We start from the raw sequence: 26,564 nt of genomic DNA, 5'->3' as shown, positions 1-26,564 counted from the left end.
CAGCACGTTACTCTTCGCCCCCAATTTCCATGTAGATATCTTGTTGTTGCCCTTCCCGTTCGACGGTCAGGGTGAATGTATGAATTTCCGGTATCCGCTCCATGGCGGTTTTCGCCTGCGCTTCATCGCGCAGATCCAGCCCGTTCAGGGCGATAATTACATCGCGATCCTGCAACCCGACCCGGTAAAAGACGTCGGGATGCCGACCCGGCGAGATACGGTATCCGCTCAATTTGTTGTCATTGATCAGCGGCGAGAGCTCAAGGTAGTCGCTAATCGGCGATGAGGGCCGCGGCTGGAGCTGCTGCAAAGCGGCCGTGTCGGTCTGGGTCTCTTCACCGCCGGGCTGTTCGTACAACCTGAGAACCTCGTGACGCCCCTGATAGAGCAGAACCACGCTGTCGGCGTGGATCGCCACCAGTTTGGCGTCGTCGTAGGGCAGAGATTCGTTAGGGCTACAGCTAAACTGTTGGTTATCTTTGCTGAAGATAGCGATGGAATGCGCGGCGTCCTGACTGAGCAATACGCCCGTCAGCGCCAGATGCAGGGAAGACAGCGGTAGCGCATCGGGGCGTTCGGCGTCCAGATCGGGAGCATCGGCTTTTTCGGGCGCAACGCCAAATAGAGAGAAGTCGGTCGGGAGCGCGGAAGAGGAAGGTGGCGGAAGTGTCGCCGATCGCGCGACGACAGGCTGCGGGGCCGGATCACGGTGTTGAAACAACGACGCCATCTGCAAAACGGTCAACAGCAGAAACAGCGCCAGCAGGCCCCGCCTGAGCGTCCGTGGCGTTAACGATGGCAATTTTACTTTATCCATGAGAAACATTATCCCTATGCCCTGGCAACGATGCCCTGCCCATCCATCAAAGCCATTTCGGCCCTGTCGTCACCCCTCAGGCTATCCATTCCCCCGAGAAAAAAACGGGTATATGATGCCACGGACGGCCGAATTAAGGAACGCCCCTCTTAGCGTCCCCCCTCGCGATATCAGTGTATTCACGTCAAAATGCGAACCTTCGCGCAAATCTGGCGTTCGGCACACCCAAAGCGGGTCAGAATGGAATCAATTGAATGATATTTAAGGAAAAAATGTGGACGGCGCACCGGAAGTAACCCCATCGCATCCGATTTCGCGGGGCTATGTCATTCCCGGCTATCTGCTAGGCCTTTACGCCCTGCTGCTGTTCGCTCTGGGATGGCTAGGACATCAGCGCTGGCAGGAGTTTCGGCAGGTAGCTACCCGCCCTCTCACAGCGTCGTGACGCCCCCCCAACACGCGGCAACATTGCCTGCCAGCACCGCTGCCACACCGTCTGCCTCTTCCGCCGATAACGGCAAGCTCCCCGCTTTTACCTACAGTGCGCACGTGTTTACGTCGGAACCTGAGCGGCGCAGCATCACGCTAAACAACCAACGTTATCACGAAGGCGAGAGCCATTTAGCGGCGTGGTGATCGAGCAGATACAGCAAGATGTCACCGTATTCAGCGTGAACGGCGACCCTTTTATTCTCGATGCGTTGGAGGATTGGCCGGGTGGAAAACCAGAATCTTCTGAGCAAAAATCGTCGTTACCTTAACCGCGAATCGCGCTGAGGAACGGAGAAACGGACAAATTAAACGCAGAACACTGCTGATCTTTCGGCGTCCCGTCTTTCAATAAGCCTTCATACAGGGTGTCGCTCAACGGCGGGAGCATTTGAAATCCGCTGACATCCCACCCCTTCTTTTCCCCCTGACGCAGCGCGCCGCGCATCAGCGTATTGTCATCCGGCAAGTCGCTGCGATTGCACTGTGTACGCAGATATTTTCCGGCCGCCACCAACGACGCAAGCTGATTGATTTGCTCATCCTGGGTGGCTCTCGCGTTTGCAGAGCGGGATGAGGAAGACGACTGGCAACCGGCCATAATCAGGCAGCAGAAGGTAAAACCGATGATGTGAAGCGAAGAGAAACGCATGACTTGATTCGTCCTTTTGATGAAACATCCGTGGGGAAAGCCGAACTCTCGTCGTCTGGCGATAAGGTGAACGACGAAAGCCCGGCTTTTCCGATGAGGCTAAATGCTAGGCGCTATGACCGTGTTTTTTTTGCGACGCAGGCAGAATACCATCCGCGCGGAACATGGACTTGATGCCCCTGACCGCCTGACGAATACGATCCTGATTCTCGATGAGCGCGAAACGAACGTGGGTGTCGCCGTAGTCGCCGAAACCAATTCCCGGCGATACGCACACTTTGGCTTCCGCCAGCAGTCGTTTAGCAAATTCCAGCGAGCCTAAGTGCGCGTATGCATCCGGGATTTTCGCCCACACGTACATCGACGCTTTCGGTTCGTCGACCATCCAGCCCGCTTCATGAAGCCCGCGCACCAGCACGTTACGGCGCTGACGATACTGCTCCGCGATATCGCGCACGCACTGTTGATCGCCTTCCAACGCCGCAATCGCGGCAACCTGCAGCGGCGTAAAGGTACCGTAATCGTGATAGCTTTTAATTCTGGCTAGCGCATTGACCAGCTCAGGATTGCCCACCATAAAGCCGATCCGCCATCCAGCCATGTTATAGCTTTTAGACAGGGTAAAAAACTCTACCGCGATATCCTTGGCGCCGGGCACCTGCATGATGGAAGGCGCCTGCCAGCCGTCGTAAACGATATCGGCATAGGCCAGATCGTGTACCACCAGTACGTCATATTGCTTCGCCAGCGCGACGACTCGCTCAAAGAAGTCCAGTTCGACGCACTGTGCCGTCGGGTTGGAAGGGAACCCCAGAATCATCATCTTGGGTTTAGGAATACTTTCGCGGATAGCGCGTTCCAGCTCGTTGAAGAAGTCAACGCCGTCCACCAGCGGCACCGAGCGAACCTGCGCGCCGGCGATCACCGCGCCGTAAATATGAATGGGATAGCTGGGGTTCGGCACCAATACCGTGTCGCCGTGATCCAATGTCGCCAGCATCAGGTGCGCCAGCCCCTCTTTGGAGCCGATGGTGACGATAGCTTCGCTGTCCGGGTCGATATCGACCTGATAGCGATCGGCGTACCAGCGTGAGATCGCTCTGCGCAGACGCGGAATGCCGCGGGACGTCGAATAGCCATGCGTATCTTCACGCTGGGCGACCGTACAGAGCTTTTCAACGATATGCGGCGGCGTGGGGCCATCCGGGTTGCCCATACTGAAATCGATGATGTCTTCGCCGCGACGACGCGCAGCCATTTTCAATTCAGCGGTGATGTTGAAGACATAAGGGGGAAGACGATCGATGCGCGAAAAACGGCGCGGGGAGTTGCTATCAGCCATAGATACCTCGTAGTCACGTAAGCGCCCGGACCGTCCGAGCGACGTATCGACCCGCGAACGGGTCAGCTTTCAAGCTATCCCAGATTCCAGGCGCTGTCGATAAGCTCGGCGTAAAAATTTAACGCCTTACTCACCCATATGCGAAACGACGTATGACGGAGCTCTCGTCCTCGCATGGAACAAGCCGGGCAGACTCGCCGCGTCATTTTAGCGGTATTTATTTCCGAAGCATTTTTAGAAAGGCATTAAAATAAAGCGCTCGCAGCGACTTGAAAAACTGACGTCCAACCGACCGAATGGGAGGCCATATTGCATTATTTTGGGGCCCGTTATAAATCATTCTCACCAAAAGAGAGCAAACGGACATAAAAATATAAAATCATTAAAAATCAATAAACTAAAAAATAAATAATAAAAATACCGCCTGATTTTTTTATTAAAAAAACGACAATTCCAAATATAAAAAATTATCGATATTAAACTTCAAAACAGGAATATATATTGAAATTTAAAACCATGAAAACGCTGATTATGTAGATATAAAAACTGAATGACCACCCACATTGACAACAATATATCTATCGTTATTATCGAGGAAACGGACACACCTTCTCGCCCTTAAAAAGCCTGACGCATTATTAATGAGTTACACCTAAATTTAATTCGAGGATGCATGATGGATATCAAAAAGCCTTATTTGTTATTTCTGGGTGATGCGCACGATCAGCTGGCCGCCAAAGTGGCCATCGGCATCAAGCAATGGCATCCCGAATATTGTGTAGGTCAATATCGCATGGAAGGCTGTCACGCAGACTGCCAACTGCCGGATATGGATATCGCGACGGCCCGCGCCGCCGGAGCACAAACGCTGGTGATTGGCGTCGCCAACCGGGGCGGGATTATTTCTGACGCGTGGATAACCGTATTAAGCGAAGCGCTGGAAAGCGGCATGGATCTGGCCGCCGGGCTGCACAACCGTCTTGCCGACGTGCCCGAACTCAGCGCGCTGGCGGCCAAATTGGGACGTCAACTCTTCGATGTTCGCCATCCAACCCAAACCTTTCCTGTCGCCAATGGTCGCAAACGTACCGGCAAACGACTGCTTCCGGTCGGCACCGACTGCTCCTGCGGCAAGATGTATACCGCCTTGGCGATTGAAAAAGAGCTGCTTGCGCGCGGTGAGAAGGCGACCTTTCGAGCGACCGGGCAGACCGGTATTCTGATTAGCGGCTCAGGCGTCAGCATCGACGCCGTGGTGTCCGACTTTACCGCCGGTGCCGTCGAAGTGCTCGCCCCGGCCAATGACGCGGACCATTGGGATGTGATCGAAGGTCAAGGATCGCTGTTTCATCCGTCCTTTGCGGGCGTAACCACCGGCATCATCCACGGCGCTCAGCCAGATGCGCTGGTGCTGTGTCATGAACCGACGCGTAAGACCATGCGCGGCGTCGACTATCCGATCCCCGATCTCGCCGCCTGCATGGCGCTGAACCTCTCCATGGCGCATCTGACCAATCCCAATGCGCGCTTCGTCGGTATCTCCGTCAATACGTCGGCGCTCGATGAAGCCGCGGCGCAAAAATTTCTTTCCGAGACGGAACGCAAGTTCGGCCTGCCGGTGGTCGATCCCTTCCGTCAGGGCGTTGGACGCATCGTTGACCAGTTGGCAGACCTATGACAACACTTCACGTTTCCCATGAAAGCTGGCCGCTGCAAGGCACCTTCACCATATCGCGCGGCAGCAAAACGCAGGCTGATGTCGTCGTCGTCGCGCTGAGCGCAGGCGGTGCGACAGGCTATGGCGAGTGCGTTCCCTATGCGCGTTATGGTGAGTCCATTGATAGCGTGATCGCGCAGATCCGATCGCTGGAAGACGATCTCCGCAACGGGCTGGATCGCATGGCACTCCAACAGCGTCTACCCTCGGGCGCGGCGCGTAACGCCGTCGACTGCGCCTTTTGGGATTTGGAATGTAAACAGTCCGGACAGCGAATTTGGCAGAGGCTGCCGCTATCGGCGCCCGAGGTGCTCGAAACCGCCTACACCTTGTCGTTAGATACGCCAGATAACATGCGTAAAGCCGCACAGCGGCAGTCAACAAGACCCTTGCTGAAGCTCAAGCTGGCGGACCAAGACGACTTGGCGAGAGTAGCCGCCGTGCGTGAAGGCGCACCCGCTGCGCGCCTGATTGTTGACGCCAACGAGGCTGGAACGCCGAACTGTATCTGAAACTGGTGCCCGAGCTGGCGGCGCTGGGCGTAACGATGATTGAGCAGCCACTCCCCGCCGGGCAAGACAGCGAACTTGAGGTGTTGCCGCATCCCATTCCCATCTGCGCCGACGAGTCGTGCCATGACTGCGATTCGCTGACCGCCATCGCGGGCTATTACGACATGATTAATATCAAGCTGGATAAAACAGGCGGTCTGACCGAGGCCATACGCCTGCGCGACGAAGCCAAAAAAGCAGGCTTGCAGATTATGGTCGGCTGTATGGTCGGTACGTCGCTGTCGATGGCACCGGCTACTTTTGTGGCGCAAGGCGCTCAGGTGGTCGATCTGGACGGCCCCCTGTTGTTACAACGGGATCGAGATCATGGTCTGCAATATGATGGCAGCCTCATCGCACCACCTACCGCGGCACTATGGGGCTAACGCATATGCTGCGCTAAATGACGAGTTAGAGGAGTGTTGTAATGCAACGTCTTGTTTATGTTGACGGCCGCTATGTGCAGGAGCAGGAAGCGTCTGTTTCCGTGTTCGACCGCGGTTTTCTGTTCGCGGATGCCGTCTATGAAGTGACCGCCGTAGTCAACGGCAAACTGGCCGAGTTCGATGGTCATATGACCCGGCTCCAGCGCTCTTGTCGAGAGCTATCGCTGACGCTGCCGGTCAGCGTTGAAGAGCTCAAAAATATTCATCAGGCGTTAATCGAAAAAAACCAGATGCAGGAAGGCGCTATCTACCTGCAATTGACGCGCGGTAACGCGGGAGATCGTGATTTTCACTTTCCCGGCGCCGACGTGAAATCGACGCTGGTTCTCTTTACTCAGGCTCGACCGGTGTTGGAAAACCCGGTAGCAGAGCGCGGGCTAAGAGTGGTGACCTGCCCGGATATTCGTTGGCATCGCCGCGACATCAAAACCGTAAGTCTGCTGGCGGCCTGTCTCGCGAAAGAATTTGCCCATGCGCACAACGCCGAAGATGCCTTTATGGTGGAGAATGGCTTTGTGACGGAAGGGAGTTCTTGCAACTGCTATATCGTGCTGCACGATAATACGGTGGTGACCCGCCCTCTCAGCAACGACATCCTGCACGGCATCACCCGCAAGGCTATCTTGCAGTTGGCGGAGCAGGATGGCATCCAGTTGGAAGAAAGACTTTTCACGCCGGAAGAAGCCTATCACGCTAAAGAGGTGTTTATCAGCTCCGCCACCACCTTCGTTCTGCCGGTGGTCACGCTTGATGACCGCACCATTGGCGACGGCAAACCAGGCCCGATTACACGTCGTCTGCGTGACATCTATATCGACATGGTTAAGCAGCAAACACGCTAAACGCAGAGCGTTTGAGATAGCCTCTCGAAGCCGACAGAGACACGACATATGACCCTATGACGTAGCGTCTGTCGGCTTACCCTTTCCAAACTGTCTGTCATGACCTACCGCCATCCAGTTGGAAAGCTGTTACATCAACACATCAGCACATCAGCACATCAGCACATCAGCACATCAGCACATCAGCACATCAGCACATCAGCACATCAGCACATCAGCACATCAGCACATCAGCACATCAGCACATCAGCACACTGCCTCCTGTTTAGGGGAAGCCCGCCAGCTTTTTTTCATTTCATCGACACATCCAACCGCACGTATCTGTGCCCCCTTCCTTAACGGATCCTTAGCCCGCAAGTCCCTTTAGGTTCGCGGCACATCATCGCCCAGAAGAGGCGGGACGACGGTTGATGTATTCTGCGCATTCTCCAGCACCATGCGTTGAGGCACCGCCAGCGGAATGCTTGCAGCACGCAGCCGTTTGATTATTTCGAATAGCAGGTCGCTTTTCACACTCGCCACCAGACGAGGACTGTTGACGTACCCTGTCACGCTGAGCACCATGCCGTTTGCGCTTAATTGACTGAATGTGACGGAAGGCGCGGGACTCGTCAAAATCCCTTCGTGCTCGGTATAGGAGTCCAACAGAATCGTCCGGGCCTCATCGGGGTCGGTGTCCAGCGGGAAAGACAACGCCAGCGTCGCGACGCCGAGCGCATTGCCCATCGTAATATTGCGCACGTTCTGCGAGATAAACTGCGAGTTGGGCACAATGACCGTCGACAGGTCGCTGAGCTGAATTTCCGTCGCGCGGACATTGATGCGCCGGATATCCCCTTCGACGCCGCTGATATTAACCAGATCGCCTACTTTAACCGGACGCTCCGTCAGCAAAATCACCCCTGAGATAAAGTTTTTCACTATCTCCTGCAAACCGAAGCCGATCCCCACCGACAGCGCGCTGACGATCCACGCCAACTTGTTCCACTGAATGCCGAGGGTAGCCAGCGTCAGCAGGATGATGATGATATAGCCGACGTTGCTGAACATGGTAACCATCGACGCCCGAATTCCACGATCCAGCGTGGTTTTCGGCAGAAAATCATTTTCCAGCCAACGCCGTGAAGAACGCATGGCGTACAGGGCAATCGCGAGAAAAATCAGCGCGTCCACTAATCTTGCAGGAACGATGCGCAGGTTTTCCAGCCCTTTTCCACCCCAGATGTCCAGCGCTTTTTGCATCAGCTCCAGCGGCGTTGTGGTGCCAAACGTCCCATTCAGCAAGGCAACGGCGGCCATTAAAATCAGGAAGACTTTACCTGCGGCAGAGAGTAATGCCGTGGCCTGCGAAAGATGACGATCATCGAGATTAAGGGAGCTTTTGATGCGCTGACCGCTGAGGTTATTCGGTGAAAACAAACTTTCACACGTATCGGACACCAGCGTGGAAAAGAGGTAGAGGCAGGAGAATACAATCGCTATCCATACCAGTTCGTAGATCAAAAAACGCGCCAGAGAGATATAACCGATGACCAGAGAAACCAACACGGCAAAGGTCGTCAGCAGAACCGCCAGATGAATGATCCCTGAAAGCGTGGAACGCGCTTCCGGTTGCTCACCAGTTGCCACCATCTGACGCCGTATCTGATTGCTTCTCAGCGCGACCATACCCGTCGTCAATGCCAGGAAGAGCGTCGCCAGTCCATTGACCACAATCGTGACCGCGACCGTAGTGCCCATCGTAATGGTCACCTGTTCGATGATCCCGAATATCAGAATGATTAACGCCGCAATCACCGGAAACGGCGTCATCGCCTTCGCGACCGGATTGGAAATCGCGGGAAGACGCCATGAGGGCCGCTGATTGGACAGGAATGCTCTCCCCAATCCGGCAATCATTGAGCAGAACACCGTCAGGCGTACCAACGTATCCATAAAAGAGGCAACACGATCAGAGGCGATATCATGACGCGTAAAGGTATAGTCGACCAGATTAGCGGCAATCCCGATCGTCAGCACGGTAGACATGACGGTCGCTGTCGCCAGAAAGCTCCGTCGCAACCGCCCTTCCGGCAGCTTATGAATCCCCAACCAAGCTAGATATTTTTCCAGATACTTGCCGCCCAACGTCACCAGCGCCAGCGCAACCAGCAGAAATATCGCCGACCCCCAACGCCAATCTGCGCTCCACGCGCCGTTGAAGGCACTTGCCACCTGCTCAGAAAACGAGGATAGGCGGCTTACGTCCTCCGGCTGTGGGTTCACAATCGGCGACCAGAATCGGGCGCCAAAAAGGCTGCCCGAGTCGAGCGCCAACTGGGTTTTTAAGGCGTTGCGTCGCAGGTTGACAATTTGCGTCGAGAGATTGGCCGCGCTGGCGTGCAGCGCCTGTATTTGTTCTAACTGAGAATCCAGATTGGCTTTTTTCTGATTGAGGCTGTTGCGTTTATGCGTCACCTCATTGGTTTCATTGAGCGCAGATCCGGAATCGGGTTCTGGTCCCAGCACATTAAGCTGCGACTGCATTTGTGAACGAAGCGGTGTCACAATCGCCGAGAGTTCGTCCGCTTTACTGATCAATTGCTGAGTCTGATCGTTCAGGTCGCCGAACTTGCTGTCGTTGTTCACCCCCGAGACCTGCTGCTTGATGCTGTCCAACTGTTTCTGCAGTTGGACCAATTCAGCATCAACATTGACGTCAGACTCGCCATTTGCCTGTGCAGATTGAGATGCCGTCTCCGCCGCCACGCCATATCCCATCGGCAAGACCAAAACCGCACACAAAAAAACACGCATCAATACGGAAAATAAAGTTGGCATATAGCGAAAGGTTCCCAGGTTCATCAGAGACGGCGGATATCCATACACCCACACCAGACTGGCTAAAGTGTAATCCAATAGTACAAAAGTAGGGCAAAGTTCCAATCAGAGGAGACCGTAATTGCGCATCTTATCGCGCTAGCTAAGGTTCACGATGAAACGAAAAAGGGCTTTTTGCGATGAGGCTCGAAAAATCTCGCGGTGAGCTCGCAGAAAGCGATCACGGCGCCAGGCTGTACAGGGAATCGCCGTCTGGCCGAAATCGGCCGCCAAGTCGTTGACTCACCGAGGGGGGTGGGTATAATCCAGCCCACTTGTTATTGGTTGCGGCACATCGCAATCTCTCTTCCCAAGGCGCCCTTAGCTCAGTTGGATAGAGCAACGGCCTTCTAAGCCGTAGGTCACAGGTTCGAATCCTGTAGGGCGTACCATCTTTTCTTCTATTAACATCCTTTCTAGTCTACTTTTTCCTTTCAAATCAGAATATAACACTTCTCTGTGGTCCAGCTTGGTCCAAGGTCACCTATTGCGTTCTTATTCTGATTGGGGGCAGGATAAGGGGCATTGCTAGGTTCAATCAACTGGATGCCCCCATATGAAGCTGACAGCACGACAAATTGACTCTGCTAAGCCTAAGGAAAAATCATACAAGCTTGCCGATGGTGGTGGGATGTATCTTGAGATTTTTCCAAATGGAACAAAGAGTTGGAGGCTAAAATATAGGATAGTAGGTAAAGAAAAACGAGTTACCTTCGGCACATATCCATTGCTCACACTCGCTGAAGCAAGGATCAAACGTTCTGAAGCTAAGAAACTCTTGTCAGAAGGTGGGGGCAGTCCAGAACGTCCACATAGCTCACTGGGTGATGTGCCACCCGTTATCTATGCGAGGCAAAAACTGGCCGGAGATCCTCATTGGCGGTGGTACTAAAAACCGGAGGGACTACAAGCCCCTGAGGCTGCGGTTAACGCCGCTGGGCGAATTCATGGCGGCGTGGACGTTTGAATCGCAGCGATAGTCCCTGTTCGCTGTATAGCCGGTAGATCCGTTTTTGGTTATCACGCCAGCCTTCCCGCCTGAGCATCACGTGTACCCGGCGGTAACCGTAATGCACCCGGGTTTCGGTGATCTCCCGAATGCGTAAGCGCAGCGCGCTGTCGTCTGCGGCCACAGAACGATAGCGGAATGAGCTGCGACTGACGCGTAGCGCAAAGCAAACCTGCCTCTCGCTGGCTCCGTAACGGGCTTGCAAATCCCTGACCCATTCGCGCAGACGTGCCAGCGTCAGATCTTTTTTGTCAGCACGTCCTGTAGCATGGCCTTATCGAGGCTCAGGTTAGCCACTAGCTTCTTCAGCCTGAGGTTCTCTTCTTCCAGCTGCCGCATGTGTTTGAGTTCCGAAGGAGAAATCCCGCCGTATTTCTTGCGCCAGGCATAAAAAGTGGCGTCAGAGATACCCAGCTAGCGGCAGACGTCCGGTACAGAGGTCCCCAGCTCAGCCTGCTTGAGGGCAAAAACAATCTGCTCTTCAGAATCGTGATCTTTTCATCGGCACCACCTCCGTTCAGGGAGTGTTTATCATGCCGGAATTCTGTTTCTGAATGGCGCAGGATTTTGGGTCAGGGTCACCAGATAGGATAGTAATTATCACTACTTTTTTACTACGTAACGAGGACGGTTCTTAACCTCAGAGTAAATTCTGCCTACATACTCACCTAGCACACCAATGCCGATAAGCTGCACACCACCTAAGAAAAGAATTGACACGAGTATGGATGGATAACCTGCAACAGCATTACCCCAAATAATTTTATCAATGATCATCCAGATCCCGTATAAAAATGACAACCCCGCAACAAAGAAACCTATATAAGTCCACATTCTCAGCGGAAACGTGGAAAAAGAAGTAATCCCTTCTAAAGCCAGATTCCAAAGCTTCCAGCCATTAAACTTTGTTTTCCCTGCCACACGCTCAGCTCGAGTGTATTCAACGACTTCCACTCGGCCGCCGACCCAGCTGAGGACGCCTTTCATAAAAAGATTTCGCTCAGGCAGCAGTTTAATGTTCTCCACAACCTCTCTCGACATCAGACGATAATCACCGACATTTTCTTCAATTTTTGGGTGACTGATCCGATTGTGAAGCTTGTAAAACAGAGCGGCAGTATTTCTTTTTAATCGACCGTCGCAACTTCTATCCGAACGCTTGGCCAATACGGCATCTGCTCCAGCTTGCCATTTTTCAATCATTGCAGGGATGATATCGATAGGGTCTTGCAGATCGACATCGATAGGAATAACGGCGTCCCCTGTTGAGGCTTCTAGTCCAGCAAATAACGCAGGCTCTTTACCGAAGTTACGGGTAAATGAAATACAGGTCACCAGCGGATCTTGCTTGGCAAGATTTCGAATCACTGTTTCAGTGCTATCAGAGCTACCGTCGTTAACAAAGACAATTTCTACCTGCAAGTTCTTAAAAGGAGTAAACCCTCTGACCGTTTCATAAAAAATGGGAGTAGCCTCTTCCTCGTTATAAACGGGCACTACCAGAGATATTTTCATTTTCTAACCTTGAAAACCACATAACGTGAATAGATAAAACCACATATCAGGCTAATAGCTGAGAACACAATGAGCGTACCCATTGGATTCAATCTCACCACATCGGCCAACCACCCAATAAGCGCAGCAAGCGCCCCCATGAACACCACGTACAACATATACCTGGCTGGCGTGGCCTCAGCAGTGAAGGTCCAACGGGCGTTGACAAAGAATGAGAAGGTCACAGCGACGCAAAAAGCGGTGAAGTTTGATAGAGATTGCTTTTGACCTGACATATAAAGAGCGCTAAAAACAGCCCAATGCAACAGCGTATTCAAAACACCGACGGACATGTACCGCGCAAAGATTTTGAGCATAGCAACCGGTAATATTTTGTAAATTAGTGGGGCAAATTCTGGCATCAGTAGCAGGGATGATCAAGGTAATGTTAAGACATGTGAAAAAGGGTATTCAAAGAATAATTAGCAAGAAGAAAGTGTTTATCATGTAGACAATCCGAGTGTTTTCACACCTAATGTGGTTCCAAGAGGATACGCAATATCAGGAGTTCACGGATTATTGTGAGCATAACGATATCTTTTTGTGGTTAGTAGCCTCCTACTGTAATACCAATAGCACTGTGGACGTATGGATACTCATCTCTCTTTCCCCACAGCTTATTTCCACAGCAGCCTCTCCCTCCACCGCTTCCCCCTAGTTTCCACAAATCCCTTGATTGCGTAACACGGATGCGTATAGTTCTTATTTTTAATTACGATTTTTTGTGCTCTGTCTTGCGCTGACAGCGATTCAGCCAAGCGTGGCTCGGCAAACAGAAGCGGTTTAGACCTGCATGAGAGGGTGCTTCATAACGCTGGCGCGGCAGTCGACGCAAGTGCGAGTCACCCTTTTCGAGATTTTTTCAAGCCAATGAGCACGACATGGATCAGGAAAAGTGAGTGGTTAACGTTGCCAATTAGACGCGCTAGCGCCGGAAGGGAAAGCACAAAGACATCCGCCTTGCTTTGCCCCCAGATCTCGGCCGCCTAACAGGGTCATACCGGACATGCGCTTCTGTCGTACATGAAATCATCAAGGGAGCTAAGGGAGCTATCGAAGGCAGACTAGAGATCAGCCGGATATTCCGCACGGTTTCGAATTTAGAGAACTGAATCGTACCCACATTCAGGTCATCGCAACCCGGCCTGCGATGTTGAATCAATAAAAATCGCCCCGGAAACGGGATTTGCCATTTCCACCTTTCTCTATAGTTAAGCGAACTATGTATAACGTCAAAAACACATCCACGCCATTACGTAAAACCTTGCTGGCTCTGGCGGTAGGCTCTCTTGCTCAGACTGCTACCGCAGCAACGACACCGACCCAGACTGACACCAATGCCAACACCGATTCAAAAGATACGATCGTAGTGCAGGCGAGCGAGGCGGAGAACTTCCGGCCCGGCGGCGATGCGCTGGTCCCCGCCTATCTGGAGGGTCAGGTCGCGAACGGTGGGCGTCTGGGGATGCTCGGTGAACAGAAGGCCATGGATGTGCCGTTTAACGTGGTGGGCTACACCGCCAAAATGGTGCAGGACAAGCAGGCGAAAACCGTTGCCGAGCTGCTCCACAGCGATGCGGGCGTGCAGGCGGTTCAGGGTTACGGCAACGTGGCGGAAACGTATCGGATTCGCGGCTTTAAGCTGGACGGCGATGATATGACCATGGGCGGTCTTGCGGGCGTGGTGCCGCGTCAGGTGGTCGATACTCAGATGCTCGACCGCATAGAAGTCTTCAAAGGCGCCAATTCACTGGTGAACGGAGCGGCCACCAGCGCCGTCGGCGGCATGATCAATCTGGAACCCAAACGCGCGGAAGACACGCCGACCACTCGCGTAGGCGTCGATTACACCTCCTCATCTCAGGTGGGCGGCAGTCTGGATTTGGGTCGTCGTTTCGGCGATGACAATCAATTCGGCGTCCGCATGAATGTGGTTCACCGCGAAGGGGAAGCGGCCGTGGATGACGATAAACGTCGTACCACGTTGGCCTCTTTGGGGCTGGATTATCGCGGCGACCGCTTCCGAACGTCGTTGGATTTGGGCTACCAGAAAAAAACGTTCCACGGCAGCGAAACAGGCATCAATATCAGCGGCCTGAACGACATCCCCGCCGTCCCGAGCAATACCCGCAACTACTCACAAAAGTGGGCTTACAGCGATATCTCCAACAAGTTCGGAATGGCTCGCGCCGAGTTTGATCTGAATGATAGCTGGACAACTTACGCCGCTCTGGGCGGACAGCATGCCAATGAAATGGGCACCTACTCTTCGCCCACCTTGACCAGCGACAATGGCGATGCGACCGCGTCTCGCCTCGACACCAATAACATCATCGATGACTTCAGCGGCATGGCCGGGCTGCGCGGCCAATTCGACACCGGCTTCGTGTCGCATCGCGTTAATGTGGGCTACTCCGCGCAAACTCAGCGCACGCGCACCGCCTGGGGCATGTCGTTCGCCAACCCGACCACCAACATTTATCACAACAGCGACGTCGCTATGCCGGACAACGCCTTGTGGGGCGGACACTACGCCGATCCGCTCACCACGAGCCGCTCACGTATGCAGGGCGTGTTGCTGAGCGATACGCTCGGCGTGTTGAATGACCAACTACTGTTCACCGTCGCCGGACGTCACCAAAAAGTGGTGGTGCGTAACTACAGTAACGCCACCGGCGAGGAAGACGCGGACTCTCGCTTTACCGAAAGCCGCTGGATGCCGACCTATGGCGTCGTCTACAAGCGTGGGAGCAGCTGTCGCTGTATGCAAACCATACAGAAGGCCTGCAACCCGGCAGCATCGCGCCCGATACGGCGGCCAATGCGGGACAAAGCACCGGTATTATCCATTCGAAGCAAAATGAAGTGGGCGTCAAGATCGATATGGGTCGCGTGGGCGGTTCAATGTCGCTGTTTGAAATTAAAAAACCGTCGGCCATCCTCGATAGCGCCAGCAACCGCTATAGCGTAGACGGCGAGCAACGTAACCGCGGTCTGGAGCTGAGCGTCTTTGGCGAACCGGTGTTGGGCGTACGGCTGAACGCCAGTACGGTCTGGCTGGATCCTGAGTTAACCAAAACCGCTAACGGCGCTAACAACGGCAATGACGCCATCGGGGTTCCTCGTTTTTACGGCGTAGTGGGCGCGGAATATGACATCAAACCGGTGGACGGTCTGACCGCGACGGCGCAGCTGAATCACTCCGGTTCACAATATGCCGATGCGGCGAACACCAAAAAGCTCGATAGCTACACCACGCTGGACGTGGGTCTGCGCTACCGGACGCGCGTCAATCAGGATCAGAACGAAATGGTCTGGCGCGTCGCGTTGAACAACGTGACCAATGAGAAGTACTGGTCTGGCGTCGAGGACTATGGCGTGTACGTCTTTGAAGGCGAACCGCGTACGCTCAAGGTCTCCATGAGCTACGACTTCTAACGCCCTGTCCGCCTCCCCGAGATCCCGACATTCAGAGATGAAAACCGGGATTTTTTTTGTTTCTCAGCATCAGAAAGCGTTCTCGGTTTTTTGCCGTCATTAAACCGATACCGATGTCTCGTTAACGCACATCCGCTCAATCCTCTTTTTTCTCTGACGACAACGGAAACGATCCAGCCGGTGAATCGAAAAACACCTTTCGGGCGCGGTCATGGCGAAATACAACCACTCGAATTTCGGCATAGGCGATCACCGCGACGGCAGCCGCCTTTTTATCCGACGACCGTATAACCGCTATCGAGCAGTTCAAACTCGTAATTGGGATTTGGCGACAGAATGATCTGCCGATCTTTCGTCACGAAAATGGTGCAAATACCAGGATAGTCTCGCAGATAGGCGATCCCCGCCTTCACTCCCATACCGTACATCAAGGTGGTATAGATATCGCCGTCGATGGATTCATCCGACACGATGGTGACGCTGTCCAATGCGTTATTCAGCGGATAGCCCGACGTCGGGTCCAGAATGTGGTGATACCGCTCGCCATTGAGGGTGAAGTAGCGCTCGTAAGTGCCTGAGGTCACCACGGATTTATCGATCACGTGAATTGCACCGATCAACTCCCCCTGCTCAGCGAACGGTTTTTTAAGGCCGATACTCCAGCGCCCCTGAGGATCGTTTAACGACCGCCCCATCGCCTGCACGTTGCCCCCCAGATTCAATAGTGCATTTTCAACGCCGTTTTGCCGCAGAAAGCCTTTGATCACGTCGGCGATATACCCTTTGGCGATAGCGCCGAGATCGATCTCCATGCCTTCCTGCAGGAGGAACACGGAGCGATCTTCATCGTTCAGGATCACATGGCGCGGATCCGTCAGAGCGAGCCGCTGCTGAATGTCCGCCGCGTCAGGCACCGTATGGCCACTGAAACCAATTTTCCACAGCTTGACGAGAGGACCGATGGTGAAATTGAAATGACTGTTGTCCAGCAGGCTCACCTGCAAGGCGCGTTTGATCAGCTGATAGACAATGGGCTGACCGCCACCGGATGCCGACCCGCCGCGTGGTTGATGTTCATCACTTCCGACGGGTAGCGATTGACCGTGAGCAAATCTTCCAGCCGTTTGATCCGCTTAAAGGCCTGAACGACCAATTCCTCATTCAGCTCAAAGAGCGTTAAGGAAATTCGCGTTCCCATCAATGTGGCGGCATAGGAAAAGGAGTTGTCTTCAGACGTCGTCATAAAAGCACCGTCGCGGTTGGAGGGAAAAAACATCGCTAATGATGGATGCCATTAAAACGCAGGCGGGGCAAAGTTGACAACTTTGCCCCGCCTGTGGACTACGAACCCGATGACTCGACGTTACCGTTTCGCATAGGCCGCAGCTTGTTTACCGGCCTGAATACCGAAGATGATGATATCAGCTACGGCGTTACCCCCGATACGGTTGGCGCCGTGAATGCCGCCGACCACTTCACCCGCCGCGTAGGCACCCTGAATAACGTCTTTATTGTTATCCAGCACCTCGGCCGCGGTATTAACGACCACCCCGCCCATCGTATGGTGAACGCCTGGGGCGATCTTGATGGCGTAGAACGGTCCTTTGTTGATCGGGTTACGCAACGCGGTCGTTCTGCCGAAGTCGTCATCGTGCTGTTTTTCAACGAACGTGTTGAAGCGTTCGATGGTTTTCGTCAGCTCGGCGGGTTCCATTTGCAACCGGTCTGCCAACGCCGCGATAGAGTCTTCGACTTCGACGAAGCCCTGAGCCACATATTCGCCGACCGCCATGTTTTTCTCTTTAACGTGATCATCAAAGACGATATAGGCGTATTTTTCCGGCAGATTGATGATGCTCGCAGACACCTTGTCACGCGTTTCCAATTCATTAAAGAAACGCTGACCATTTTGGGAAACCAGAATGGCACCGCCGCCGCGAATAGATTCAGAGATCAGGTACGACGTTTTCTGCTCCACCGTCGGGTGGATCTGAATTTCGCCCATGTCGACGGTATCCGCGCCCAGCGCTTCCAGCAGCGTGATCCCGCTACCCGTTGCGCCTTTATGGTTGGTCGTCACGAAGCCTTTCAGGTCCGGACGGTATTTCACGACCAGATCCTGGTTGGCGCTGAATCCGCCGGTCGCCATGATGACGGTTTTCGTCGGGATAACACGCTCTTCGTTTTCGTCATTGATGGTGCGAACGCCGGAAACCTTGCCGTCTTCCTGCAAAATTTCGGTAACGGACGTTTCGAGCATCACGTCGATGTTGCGCTGGTTAAGGTTTTTCACCAGTCCGCTGATCAGGTAGCCGCCCACTGCCGCGCCGCTGGCCGGACGGTGAGTACGGTCGACACTCATCCCACCCGTGGTCGTCAGGTCGCTCAGCTCGATGTTGCGATCGGCCAGCCAGTCGATGGCTTCGTGCGCGTGTTCAACGAAGTATTTAACCAGTTCGGGGTTGTTCTTGTTCTGGCCGCTTTTCAGCGTTTCTTTGTAGAACAGCTCTTTATCGTCGACAATGCCTTTGATTTTCTGGAAACGCGTTTCCGCGGCATTCATCCCCGCAGACGCTTTGATCGTATTCCCGCCAATCACCGGCATTTTTTCAACGATCAGCACTTTAGCGCCATCATCGGCAGCCTGAATGGCTGTCGCCAGACCCGCGCCGCCGCTGCCGACGACCACGACGTCGTACTGCTGAACTTCGTCCGGGTTGCCACCCTCTTCGATAATCGCTTCTTTAAACGACTTCGTCATCGCCTTGGTGACGGCTTTCTTGATGGCTTCACTTTGCTCTGTAGCGCCGGTCACCGCGTCGACGTGCGAGCTATTGGCATCAAGAATACGCGTTCTGATGATTTCAAAGCTGCTGATCAGCTCGTCATCCCATCCCGCGGTATCGTCCAGCGCGATATCTTTGATGTGGTCTTTTTCCAGGCTGACGTTAACGATGAGTTCTTTATCGTTATCCTGCACCTTCTCCTGGTACACGCCGACCTTGAACTTTTTAGCGTTCAGGCTCATGTCGCGGATCATGCTCTCCACCAGCGAGAAGCGCCACAGCGGTTCCGGAATGGTCAGCTCTTCACGCTTGGTGCTGTCGATATAGAGATCGATATGCTCCTGCGCGGTGATGCGGTCCATCCAGTCCGGATAGGCAATGCAGCCTTTACCCACAGCCACCAGATCGTAACCGTGCTCCAGCGCGACGTCGGCATCCGCTTTGTTAACGATGCCGCCCACGCCCACAACCGGGACCTGCGCCAGCGTGTCGGAACGCATAGCGACATATTTTTCGATCAGCGGAGTTGCAGATTCCGTGTCAACGATGGAAGGACGCAGCGTATGGCCCATGGAGAAGTGAACGTAGTCCAGACCGCGTTCGGCCAATTTTTCCAGCAGGTATAGCGTATCGTCAAAACGGATACCCGGCTCTTCCAGCTCTTCTGGCGAGAAACGGTAACCGATGATGAAAGACGGATCGGCATATTTGTCTTTCATCTGGTGTGCGATATCCAGCACGGCCATCGGGAAGCGTGTACGGTTGTCGCGGCTGCCGCCCCATTTGTCTTCACGGCGGTTGGAGTGCGGGGAATAGAATTGCTGAATCAGATAGGTGTTGGCGCCGTGGATTTCCACGCCGTCGAAGCCAGCCTGAATGGCGCGGTGAATAGCGCGACCAAATTTGGCGACCATCTCTTCGACTTCATCCGCCGTCAGTTCGATCGGCGTCGGCGCGCCGGGACGAGGCGCAGCAACGGCGCTCGGCCCGACCGGCGATTCACCGCCGATGAGTTTCGGGTCGACCATACGGCCGCCGTGGTAGATCTGCAGGATAGCTTTAGAACCCTGCTCTTTGACCGCGCTGGCGACTTTGGACAACCCTTCGATTTTGTTGTCGTCGTCAATACCAATCGCGCCGGGAAAAGCTCGTCCGCGGTCGTCAATGAAGCAGCATTCCACAATCAGCGCGCCGATTTTGCCGGAACGTACCTGATAGTATTCGATCAGTTCTCTGGTGACGGAACCATCAAAAAAGCCAGTGCAGGTTGTCATTGGCGCCATCACGACCCGGTTTTCCAGGGTAACGCCATTAGGCAACGTGAACGGCTGCAATAATCTATCGTTAATGTTTGTCATTAAATTACCACCTAATTTTCACAAATTTTTATCAAATTCTTAAATTCGGAAATGGCAGGCTGCTTTTTTATTGTTCGTGTTTTAGTTGCCTACGATTATTATTCTTTTATTATGTGGTTTTTTTAATGTCATAATACTTTTTTTTAATGTCTTAATTATTTAGTATTTGCAGTTATGTTATCACTCTGTTTAAATAAAAACGTTTAATGTAAAAACATTATAAATAGTAAGGTCTTTATCAACGAATAAATAACACGCCATTTATTTCCTCAACGTATTCTCTCTAATACAACTGTCGTTTTTTTATTCGCACATCCCACGCATCAAATATTCCCATTCATCCATGATGGTTATTTTTTCTATGGATGATTATTTATGCAGCTCTTTCTGTCAGGCGAATTCCTGACTTCATCAGTCAAACATCACCGCAAACCACATCGACATTTTAATCATTAAAAACAGATAGATAGACGGAAAAATCACATCACTCACTCCACGCCCCCTCCCGGAACATAGGACATCTATTCGCCGTCTTGTGCGGCGCCAGCATCGTATAAACGCTGACGCTTCATTTTTTGCTGTTCATTCTTTCTACGAATGTTCTCCCTGCGGGGATGACCTAGAAAAAAATCCGTCTCTGTCACGATCGTCCCCGGTTTGATTATTCGTAAATTGCACGCTTTTTAATGAGATTCAACCTTGTCGCAGCTTATATCAGGATGCGAATCATTGACCGAACGCGTGAGATACAGGTCCCTCTTCATTCAAAATATCCGTGCAGAGACAGCCTGAAGGTCACGATCATTTGAGATACGATAAGCGCGAGTCTTTTCTATCTGGAAATAACGATGACGAATTTCATTTTAAAAAATGAATGCAGGGAGTAATATTCACTCATTGCGCTGAACTTTATTTCCAATGTTCTGGTTATCACGAGGAAAAAGGAGACGAAAAATAATAAAGGGTCAACGTCTACTTTACTCTGACAGCCTTTCTTCTATTTATCGATATTCTCCTACGGCGTTTGCAATCATCAATAAATGTATTGATATTCCCATTATACGTTTTTAGGCGAATAGGAGTGATATTCATTCAAAAGCTTCCCCCACAGAGTGCGCTGTCTTTATATCAAAACGCCATGACACATAAAAAAGAGAGGAGCGTCTTGTCGCTATTAAAGGGTCGCAAAAATCGGCCATAAAAATTCATTTTTTCTGCCTGTTTTTCACTGACCATGGATAACTGATCCGCCCTGTTCATTTTCGAATCAGACCAAGACAGGTTGATAATTAGCCTGCATCTAAATTGTTTAAATTTGGTTTAGCCCTAAACATTACCGTGGTTTATTAATTATTGAGGTTTAGCGCCCCACAAAAGCCCCGTTAAAACGAGAGAAAAAATAATCATTGTTATCATGCACATATAAAAAACCACTCACACCAGAAACATTTACCCCACGCTATCTTCGGCTAATTTTTTACATTTAATAAAATTCTGCCATTTACTGTGCCGAACGGTAATGAAAACATCAGCACGACGCTTTCACCTATTAGATTAAAAGCTCTACTCTATTAAAGAAGAAATAATGGTTTCTCTGATCATCATCACTCCAGAAATATATTAAATTCTGAAACGCGCACTGACATTTAATTACCTTCTTTTCGCAAAAAAGCGATGAAGTCCATTACCTGTTTGCCGATAACAGCTTCGAAGAAATGAAACGTTGATGGATTAAAAACTGGCTCGCATGTTTCCCTACAAGCGTCCCAATGAATGGATGCGTAAAACATAGTTCTGATTATTCAAGAACTAAAACCCCAATTTACCAGGGCTACGACTATGAATTTTATTCGTGATATCAAAATCAGAACCATGATGGTTCTTATCCTTATCGTGTTTTCCTTATTATGGGGAGGCGTCTCCGCCTTCGCACTTTACTCTCTGGGTCAATTGACCTCAGAAATTAAACTGACCAACGTCCAGCAAGACAACGGCGATATTATCAATGCCGCCAGCGGAGAGTATTACCGCGTTCAGAACATCCTGAACCGGGCCGTGGCACACAAACAGAATAATAACCCCGCCGGGTTCAATTCAGAGATGCAGCAGGCCGCTGCAGAAATCGGGCGGCTGAAAGCCGGTCTGGCGCAATTTAAGGTGACCGATCACGCCAACATTAATACGGCAACTATCGATGACATTTATAGCACCTCCTACCGCCTATTTAGTGAAGCTGTCGTACCGATGTACGACGCACTGGAAGCCGATCGCCTTGATGCCTACAAGGAGATTTCGCTGCAAACTTATACCCCGCTGCGCACTCAGTTCACCAACAGCATTACGCAATACAACACCGTTATCAGCACGCTGAAGGGCGAAGCTCAAGGCCGTATCGGCGACTGGGTGAAATGGTGTGAATACATTCTGATGGCGGCACTGACCGTCGGCCTGATCATCGTACTGCTGACCGATCGCTACCTGGCCAAATTCGTGGTGCGCCCGCTTGATCAGATCAAACAGCACTTGCAGGTTCTGGCCATCGGTCAGTTGCACACCAAAATCGCAGACTTAGGTAAAAACTGCGTCGGCAGCCTGATCCCGTTCATGCAGCAGATGCAGGGTAACTGGGTCAACACGGTTTCCGACATTCGCCTGAGTGCAGACGAAATCTACCGCAGCTCAGGTGAAATTGCCGCGGGCAACACCGACCTGTCGTCACGTACCGAAGAGCAGGCCTCTGCGCTGGAGCAAACCGCAGCCAGCATGGAAGAGCTGAGCGCCGTGGTGAAGCAGAACGCAGAAAACGCCAACCAGGCCAGCGTACTGGCTCAGAATGCCTCCAAGACGGCCAATGAAGGCGGAAGCGTCGTCAATGACGTGATTAAAACGATGAACAGCATCAGCGGCAGCTCGCAGAAAATCGCTGATATCATCAACGTCATCAACAGCATCGCCTTCCAGACCAACATTCTGGCGCTGAACGCCGCAGTGGAAGCCGCCCGTGCCGGTGAACAGGGTCGTGGCTTTGCCGTCGTCGCCAGCGAAGTTCGCAGTCTGGCGCAGCGCAGCGCCGAAGCCGCCAAAGAGATCGAAGGGCTGATCGACGAATCCGTCAGCAACGTGAAAATCGGCTCCGAGCAGGTTACGCAGGCGGGCGACGCGATGGGTAACATTGTTAAAGCCATCACCAACGTCACCGACATCATGGGTGAAATTGCTTCCGCCTCTAACGAGCAGAGCAAGGGTATTACCCAGGTGGGTCAGGCCGTTATCGAAATGGACAGCGTGACGCAGCAGAACGCCGCGTTGGTGGAAGAGTCCACAACCGCGTCGTCGTCGCTGGAAGATCAGGCGCGTCGCCTGACGGAAGTGGTCTCCATTTTCCAGCTGGCTGAATCCGAGTCTCGAAAAAAACCCTCGGCCTCCAGCAAACCCGCTCAGGCCGCACCGGCTATCGCGCACAGAAAACTGGGCACGAACGCGCCGGCTGAAGGCAACTGGGAAAAGTTCTAATCCCTCGTTAACGACGCGCTGACGCAATCCCGCCTCATCGCGTGACGGCTCTCCGGTTCGCCGGGGAGCCTTTTTACGTTCCCTTTCCGCGTTTTCTCCTCCCCGTTATCCATTCGATTTAACGATATTGCTTGTCCGAGGCTTTTTTTAGGGTTTTAAATAGGACCAAGCGCCATAGGGCGAAGTGATTCACCGAAAAGAACGGAACTGGCGCAATCATGCGTCAGTGCTGCTTCAACGGCTTTTGTGAGGAACTCATGAAATTCAAATCTGATGCGTCGCCCGCCGCTGCGGACAACAAGACCAAGACCTACGAGCTGGATCGCTTCGATGTGACCATTCTGCGGCTGCTGCAAGCCGACTCGTCCATCTCCAACGTGGCGCTGGCCGAGAACGTGAATCTCAGTCCCCCCGCCACCCTGCGGCGCGTGGAACGGCTGAAACAGTTGGGACTGATTAAAGGTTATGTCGCACTGCTCGACCCTGAGGCGTTGAATGCGGGCATGGTCGTCATCATCGGCGTCGTGCTGGACAGGTCGACCCCCGGCGCGTTCAAGGATTTCGAAACCTCGGTGCAACAGATCAGCGGCTGCATGGAGTGCCATGTAGTGACCGGCGAGTTCGACTATATGCTGATGATCCGCACCAAGGACAATCAGAGTTTTAACCGTCTGCACGCCGAACAGCTTTTGTTCCTGCCGGGCGTCCGTCAGATTCGATCGTTCATCGGCCTGCGCGAAGTGTTGTCCACTACTCAGCTACCGTTCTAAATATGCGTTTGGCAAACGCCCTACTCCCCCTCCCGCGCGACCCGGCATAGAAAAGCCCGCTTATTGCGGGCTGATATCGTTGCGCCAATGGATCGCTTCATCTTCAGCCGTTGCGGAAGATATAGCTGTAGGCGCTCAGCGCCGGCGCGCCGCCCAGATGGGCATATAGCACTTTGGAACCTTTCGGAAATTCGCCGCGGCGAACTTTATCGATCATCCCCTGCATCGATTTGCCTTCGTACACCGGGTCAGTCAATACGCCTTCTAAGCGACCGCACAGGCGGATCGCCTCCAGCGTGCCTTCATTGGGCAGACCGTATTCCGGGCCGCCGTAGCGGGTATCCAGCACCACATCGTCTTCGGTAATCGGCTGACCCAGTTCGACCAGATCGGCCGTCTGCTGCGCGATACGCAGGATCTGCGCCTTGGTCTGCTCCGGCTTGGCGGAGGCGTCGATCCCGATAACGTTGCGCGCGCGGCCGTCGGCGGCAAAGCCTACCACCATCCCCGCCTGCGTACTCCCGGTGACCGAGCACACGACGATATAATCAAATTTGAATCCCAGCTCTTTTTCCTGCTGACGGACTTCTTCTGCGAAGCCGACAAAACCGAGGCCGCCGTAAGGATGTTCAGAACAACCGGCAGGGATCGGGAACGGTTTACCGCCGTTCTGCGCCGCCTCGTCCATCGCATCTTTCCAGCTTTGACGGATGCCGATATCGAATCCCGCGGCATCCAGACGTACATCCGCCCCCATAATGCGCGACAGCTCGATATTCCCCACGCGGTCATAGACGGCGTCGGCGTAATTCACCCAGTTTTCCTGCACCAGAATGCATTTCATCCCCAGATGCGCAGCGACCGCGGCCACCTGGCGCGTCTGGTTCGACTGAATACCGCCGATGGACACCAGCGTGTCGCAGCCCTGCTCCAGCGCTTCAGGGATTAGATACTCCAGCTTACGCGTTTTATTACCGCCGAAGGCCAAACCGCTATTGCAATCTTCGCGTTTGGCATAGATTTCAACGTCGCCGCCCAGGTACTCGCTGAGTCGTTTCATCGGCGTAATCGGTGACGGACCAAAAGTTAACGGATAACGCGGGAATTTTTCTAAATTCATCATCAGGCTCCGGCAGATAAAGAGGGAAATAGCAGTCACGGGTGGGTCACGATGCCACGAAAAACAGGCTTACCCTTGGGTCAGATATTACCCGAATGCGGAGTGATTAAAATTGCAAAGAAATGGGATTTTTTTATAAAAAATTTTACAAATAACGCCAATTAATCCAAAAAAGACCCGACAAATGACATCCAAAAGAAATAAAATTCACAGGTAATTTTTTGGCCGCAATTCCCGGAGTCCTCCCGCTGCGCCTGTGGGGTTTATTGGGGGGAGGACGCCCTCTCTGAATCCACTAACGCGCGGAGATCGCGTACTCCCGGCGGATCAGCGCATCCTGCTCGGTCAGCTCCTGCTTCAGAAAATCGCAGAAGGCGTTCAGCGCCGCCGTGCGCGGTTTGGCGACATCCGTCTGAATCTGCATGGTCCGCTGACTGAACGGTTCGCCGTCAATGGCACGCATCTGCAATCCATCTCGCCGCGCGCGATACAGCACTGAAAAATGACTGCAAATCGCAACCGCATCCGGCGTATTCAGCACGAAGTCATAGAGGGTGGAGAAGTGATTGCAGGTCAGTATCGGGTCGATGAAGACGCCGTTCATGCGGCAGGAGAGATCAAACAGCTGGCGAATGGTAGCCGCCTGATCCGGCAGCGCGACCGGATAGCCGTTCAGGTCGGCCAACTTGAGTCCCTCGCGCGCCAGCGGATGCGTGTCCTGCATAATCACCAGCACCGGCGCGGGATACGAGGCGACGATTTCAACGCCGTGCTCCAGCGACAGGCTGAACTTTAGCGCCACATCGCATTCGCCGTTGCGCACCAAGTCCGGTACCTGCCGCGTGGAGCCCACCGTCAGCACGAAGTTGATCGAAGGGTGCGTCAGACGAAATTTCGCCAGCAGCGTCGGCATCAAATTAAAGGCGATACCGTCGGTGCACACGACCCGGAGGGTGGTTTGCCGAACCGATTTCAGCCCCTCGATTTCGGCGACCGCCAGCTCCATGTCCGCCATACTGCGCCGCACGTGATGCTCCAGAATTTGGCCTGCCGCGTTCAGCACCATGCCGCGAGGATGGCGCTCGAACAGCGGCGCGCCCAACCGCTGTTCCAACTGCTGGATCTGGCGGCTGATGGCGGAAACCGCGACGAACAGCTGTTGGCTGGCGGCGCTCAGCGAACCGGTGCTCGCCACGGCCATAAAGTAACGGATTTCGTTGTTGTGCATCGCTCGCTCCGTTGATTTCGACGATTGGCCAAAGTGTACGACAATTTTTGCCCTCAGCGGATCGCGCCCGCTC

16 protein-coding genes, 1 tRNA gene and 4 pseudogenes are annotated in these 26,564 nt (G+C 53.1%); 10 read left to right on the top strand and 11 right to left on the bottom strand.

Translation table 11 applies throughout. From position 1 onward, the window contains the following. Positions 1 to 7: 7 nt before the first annotated feature. The gene (gene gspC, locus AU509_RS00400) at positions 8 to 817 is read right to left on the bottom strand and encodes a type II secretion system protein GspC (protein WP_094117479.1); all 810 of its coding nucleotides are present in this window, start codon (positions 815 to 817) and stop codon (positions 8 to 10) included. 274 nt (positions 818 to 1,091) lie between these two features. On the opposite strand from gspC, the gene AU509_RS18900 reads away from it, so the two are divergent. Both AU509_RS18900 and AU509_RS18895 read left to right on the top strand, forming a co-directional pair. Continuing rightward, positions 1,092 to 1,262 carry a hypothetical protein gene (locus AU509_RS18900; protein ID WP_322788412.1) on the top strand — a complete coding sequence of 57 codons (171 nt, stop codon included), beginning with the start codon at positions 1,092 to 1,094 and terminating at the stop codon, positions 1,260 to 1,262. Then, entirely contained in the window at positions 1,196 to 1,453 is a 258-nt protein-coding gene (locus AU509_RS18895) for a general secretion pathway protein GspB (RefSeq protein ID WP_322788403.1), read from the top strand. Before AU509_RS18900 ends, AU509_RS18895 begins: the two co-directional genes overlap by 67 nt. 121 nt (positions 1,454 to 1,574) lie before the next feature. Here AU509_RS18895 and gspS read toward each other — a convergent pair whose 3' ends face one another. Together gspS and alaC are read right to left on the bottom strand one after the other, a co-directional pair. Then, on the bottom strand, positions 1,575 to 1,958 hold the full coding sequence (gene gspS / locus AU509_RS00390) for a type II secretion system pilot lipoprotein GspS (RefSeq protein WP_094117372.1): 384 nt from the start codon (positions 1,956 to 1,958) through the stop codon (positions 1,575 to 1,577). A gap of 106 nt (positions 1,959 to 2,064) precedes the next feature. Then, the gene (gene alaC, locus AU509_RS00385) at positions 2,065 to 3,300 is read right to left on the bottom strand and encodes an alanine transaminase (RefSeq protein WP_085652186.1); all 1,236 of its coding nucleotides are present in this window, start codon (positions 3,298 to 3,300) and stop codon (positions 2,065 to 2,067) included. 676 nt (positions 3,301 to 3,976) lie between these two features. On the opposite strand from alaC, the gene dgcN reads away from it, so the two are divergent. The 3 genes and pseudogenes from dgcN (at position 3,977) to AU509_RS00370 (ending at position 6,856) form a co-directional block, all read left to right on the top strand. After that, a complete protein-coding gene (gene dgcN / locus AU509_RS00380) occupies positions 3,977 to 4,978 on the top strand; it encodes an N-acetyltransferase DgcN (protein ID WP_094117371.1) in 1,002 nt (333 codons plus the stop codon). Further along, positions 4,975 to 5,954 (top strand): annotated as a pseudogene (gene dgcA / locus AU509_RS00375) (N-acetyl-D-Glu racemase DgcA). The gene dgcN and the pseudogene dgcA overlap by 4 nt, the downstream one beginning before the upstream one ends. Positions 5,955 to 5,995: 41 nt before the next feature. Continuing rightward, on the top strand, positions 5,996 to 6,856 hold the full coding sequence (locus tag AU509_RS00370) for a D-amino-acid transaminase (RefSeq protein ID WP_085652183.1): 861 nt from the start codon (positions 5,996 to 5,998) through the stop codon (positions 6,854 to 6,856). Positions 6,857 to 7,219: 363 nt separating this feature from the next. On the opposite strand, the gene AU509_RS00360 is transcribed toward AU509_RS00370, so the two are convergent. Next, entirely contained in the window at positions 7,220 to 9,676 is a 2,457-nt protein-coding gene (locus AU509_RS00360; RefSeq protein WP_094117478.1) for a DUF3772 domain-containing protein, read from the bottom strand. 354 nt (positions 9,677 to 10,030) lie between these two features. Here AU509_RS00360 and AU509_RS00355 point away from each other — a divergent pair. Beyond that, positions 10,031 to 10,107, top strand: a tRNA-Arg gene (locus AU509_RS00355). 164 nt (positions 10,108 to 10,271) lie between these two features. Beyond that, entirely contained in the window at positions 10,272 to 10,607 is a 336-nt protein-coding gene (locus AU509_RS00350; RefSeq protein WP_409359736.1) for an Arm DNA-binding domain-containing protein, read from the top strand. A gap of 37 nt (positions 10,608 to 10,644) precedes the next feature. Here AU509_RS00350 and AU509_RS18355 read toward each other — a convergent pair. The 3 genes and pseudogenes from AU509_RS18355 to AU509_RS00325 form a co-directional block, all read right to left on the bottom strand. Next, positions 10,645 to 11,198, bottom strand: a pseudogene (locus AU509_RS18355) (transposase); the annotation flags it as partial. Positions 11,199 to 11,327: 129 nt separating this feature from the next. Next, complete coding sequence (locus AU509_RS00330; RefSeq protein WP_094117368.1) at positions 11,328 to 12,239, bottom strand: glycosyltransferase family 2 protein; 912 nt, start codon at positions 12,237 to 12,239, stop codon at positions 11,328 to 11,330. After that, on the bottom strand, positions 12,236 to 12,595 hold the full coding sequence (locus AU509_RS00325; RefSeq protein WP_094117477.1) for a GtrA family protein: 360 nt from the start codon (positions 12,593 to 12,595) through the stop codon (positions 12,236 to 12,238). The genes AU509_RS00330 and AU509_RS00325 overlap by 4 nt, the downstream gene beginning before the upstream one ends. 905 nt (positions 12,596 to 13,500) lie before the next feature. Between AU509_RS00325 and AU509_RS00320 the strand changes: the two are divergent. Further along, positions 13,501 to 15,716: pseudogene (locus AU509_RS00320) on the top strand (TonB-dependent receptor). A gap of 272 nt (positions 15,717 to 15,988) precedes the next feature. On the opposite strand, the pseudogene AU509_RS00315 reads toward AU509_RS00320, so the two are convergent. Continuing rightward, a pseudogene (locus AU509_RS00315) lies at positions 15,989 to 16,959 on the bottom strand (FAD:protein FMN transferase). A 120-nt stretch (positions 16,960 to 17,079) separates the two neighbouring features. Continuing rightward, positions 17,080 to 19,860 (bottom strand): flavocytochrome c, encoded by a 2,781-nt coding sequence (locus tag AU509_RS00310; RefSeq protein ID WP_094117367.1) that lies wholly within the window; start codon positions 19,858 to 19,860, stop codon positions 17,080 to 17,082. Between the two features lie 1,839 nt (positions 19,861 to 21,699). Between AU509_RS00310 and AU509_RS00305 the strand changes: the two genes are divergently transcribed. Together AU509_RS00305 and AU509_RS00300 are read left to right on the top strand one after the other, a co-directional pair. Further along, entirely contained in the window at positions 21,700 to 23,373 is a 1,674-nt protein-coding gene (locus tag AU509_RS00305) for a methyl-accepting chemotaxis protein (RefSeq protein WP_094117366.1), read from the top strand. Positions 23,374 to 23,630: 257 nt separating this feature from the next. Further along, the gene (locus AU509_RS00300; RefSeq protein WP_094117476.1) at positions 23,631 to 24,143 is read left to right on the top strand and encodes an Lrp/AsnC family transcriptional regulator; all 513 of its coding nucleotides are present in this window, start codon (positions 23,631 to 23,633) and stop codon (positions 24,141 to 24,143) included. Positions 24,144 to 24,246: 103 nt separating this feature from the next. Here the strand turns inward: AU509_RS00300 and AU509_RS00295 are convergent, their stop codons facing one another. Both AU509_RS00295 and AU509_RS00290 read right to left on the bottom strand, forming a co-directional pair. Then, complete coding sequence (locus tag AU509_RS00295; protein ID WP_094117365.1) at positions 24,247 to 25,263, bottom strand: 1-aminocyclopropane-1-carboxylate deaminase; 1,017 nt, start codon at positions 25,261 to 25,263, stop codon at positions 24,247 to 24,249. Between the two features lie 295 nt (positions 25,264 to 25,558). After that, positions 25,559 to 26,491, bottom strand: a complete 933-nt coding sequence (locus AU509_RS00290; protein ID WP_094117364.1) for a LysR family transcriptional regulator — start codon at positions 26,489 to 26,491, stop codon at positions 25,559 to 25,561. Positions 26,492 to 26,564: the final 73 nt, after the last annotated feature.

This window comes from Lonsdalea britannica, from assembly GCF_002111595.1.
Taxonomy (GTDB): Bacteria; Pseudomonadota; Gammaproteobacteria; order Enterobacterales; family Enterobacteriaceae; genus Lonsdalea; species Lonsdalea britannica.
The sequence above is the reverse complement of the archived record's forward strand: the minus strand, read 5'-3'. Positions and strand labels throughout refer to the sequence as shown.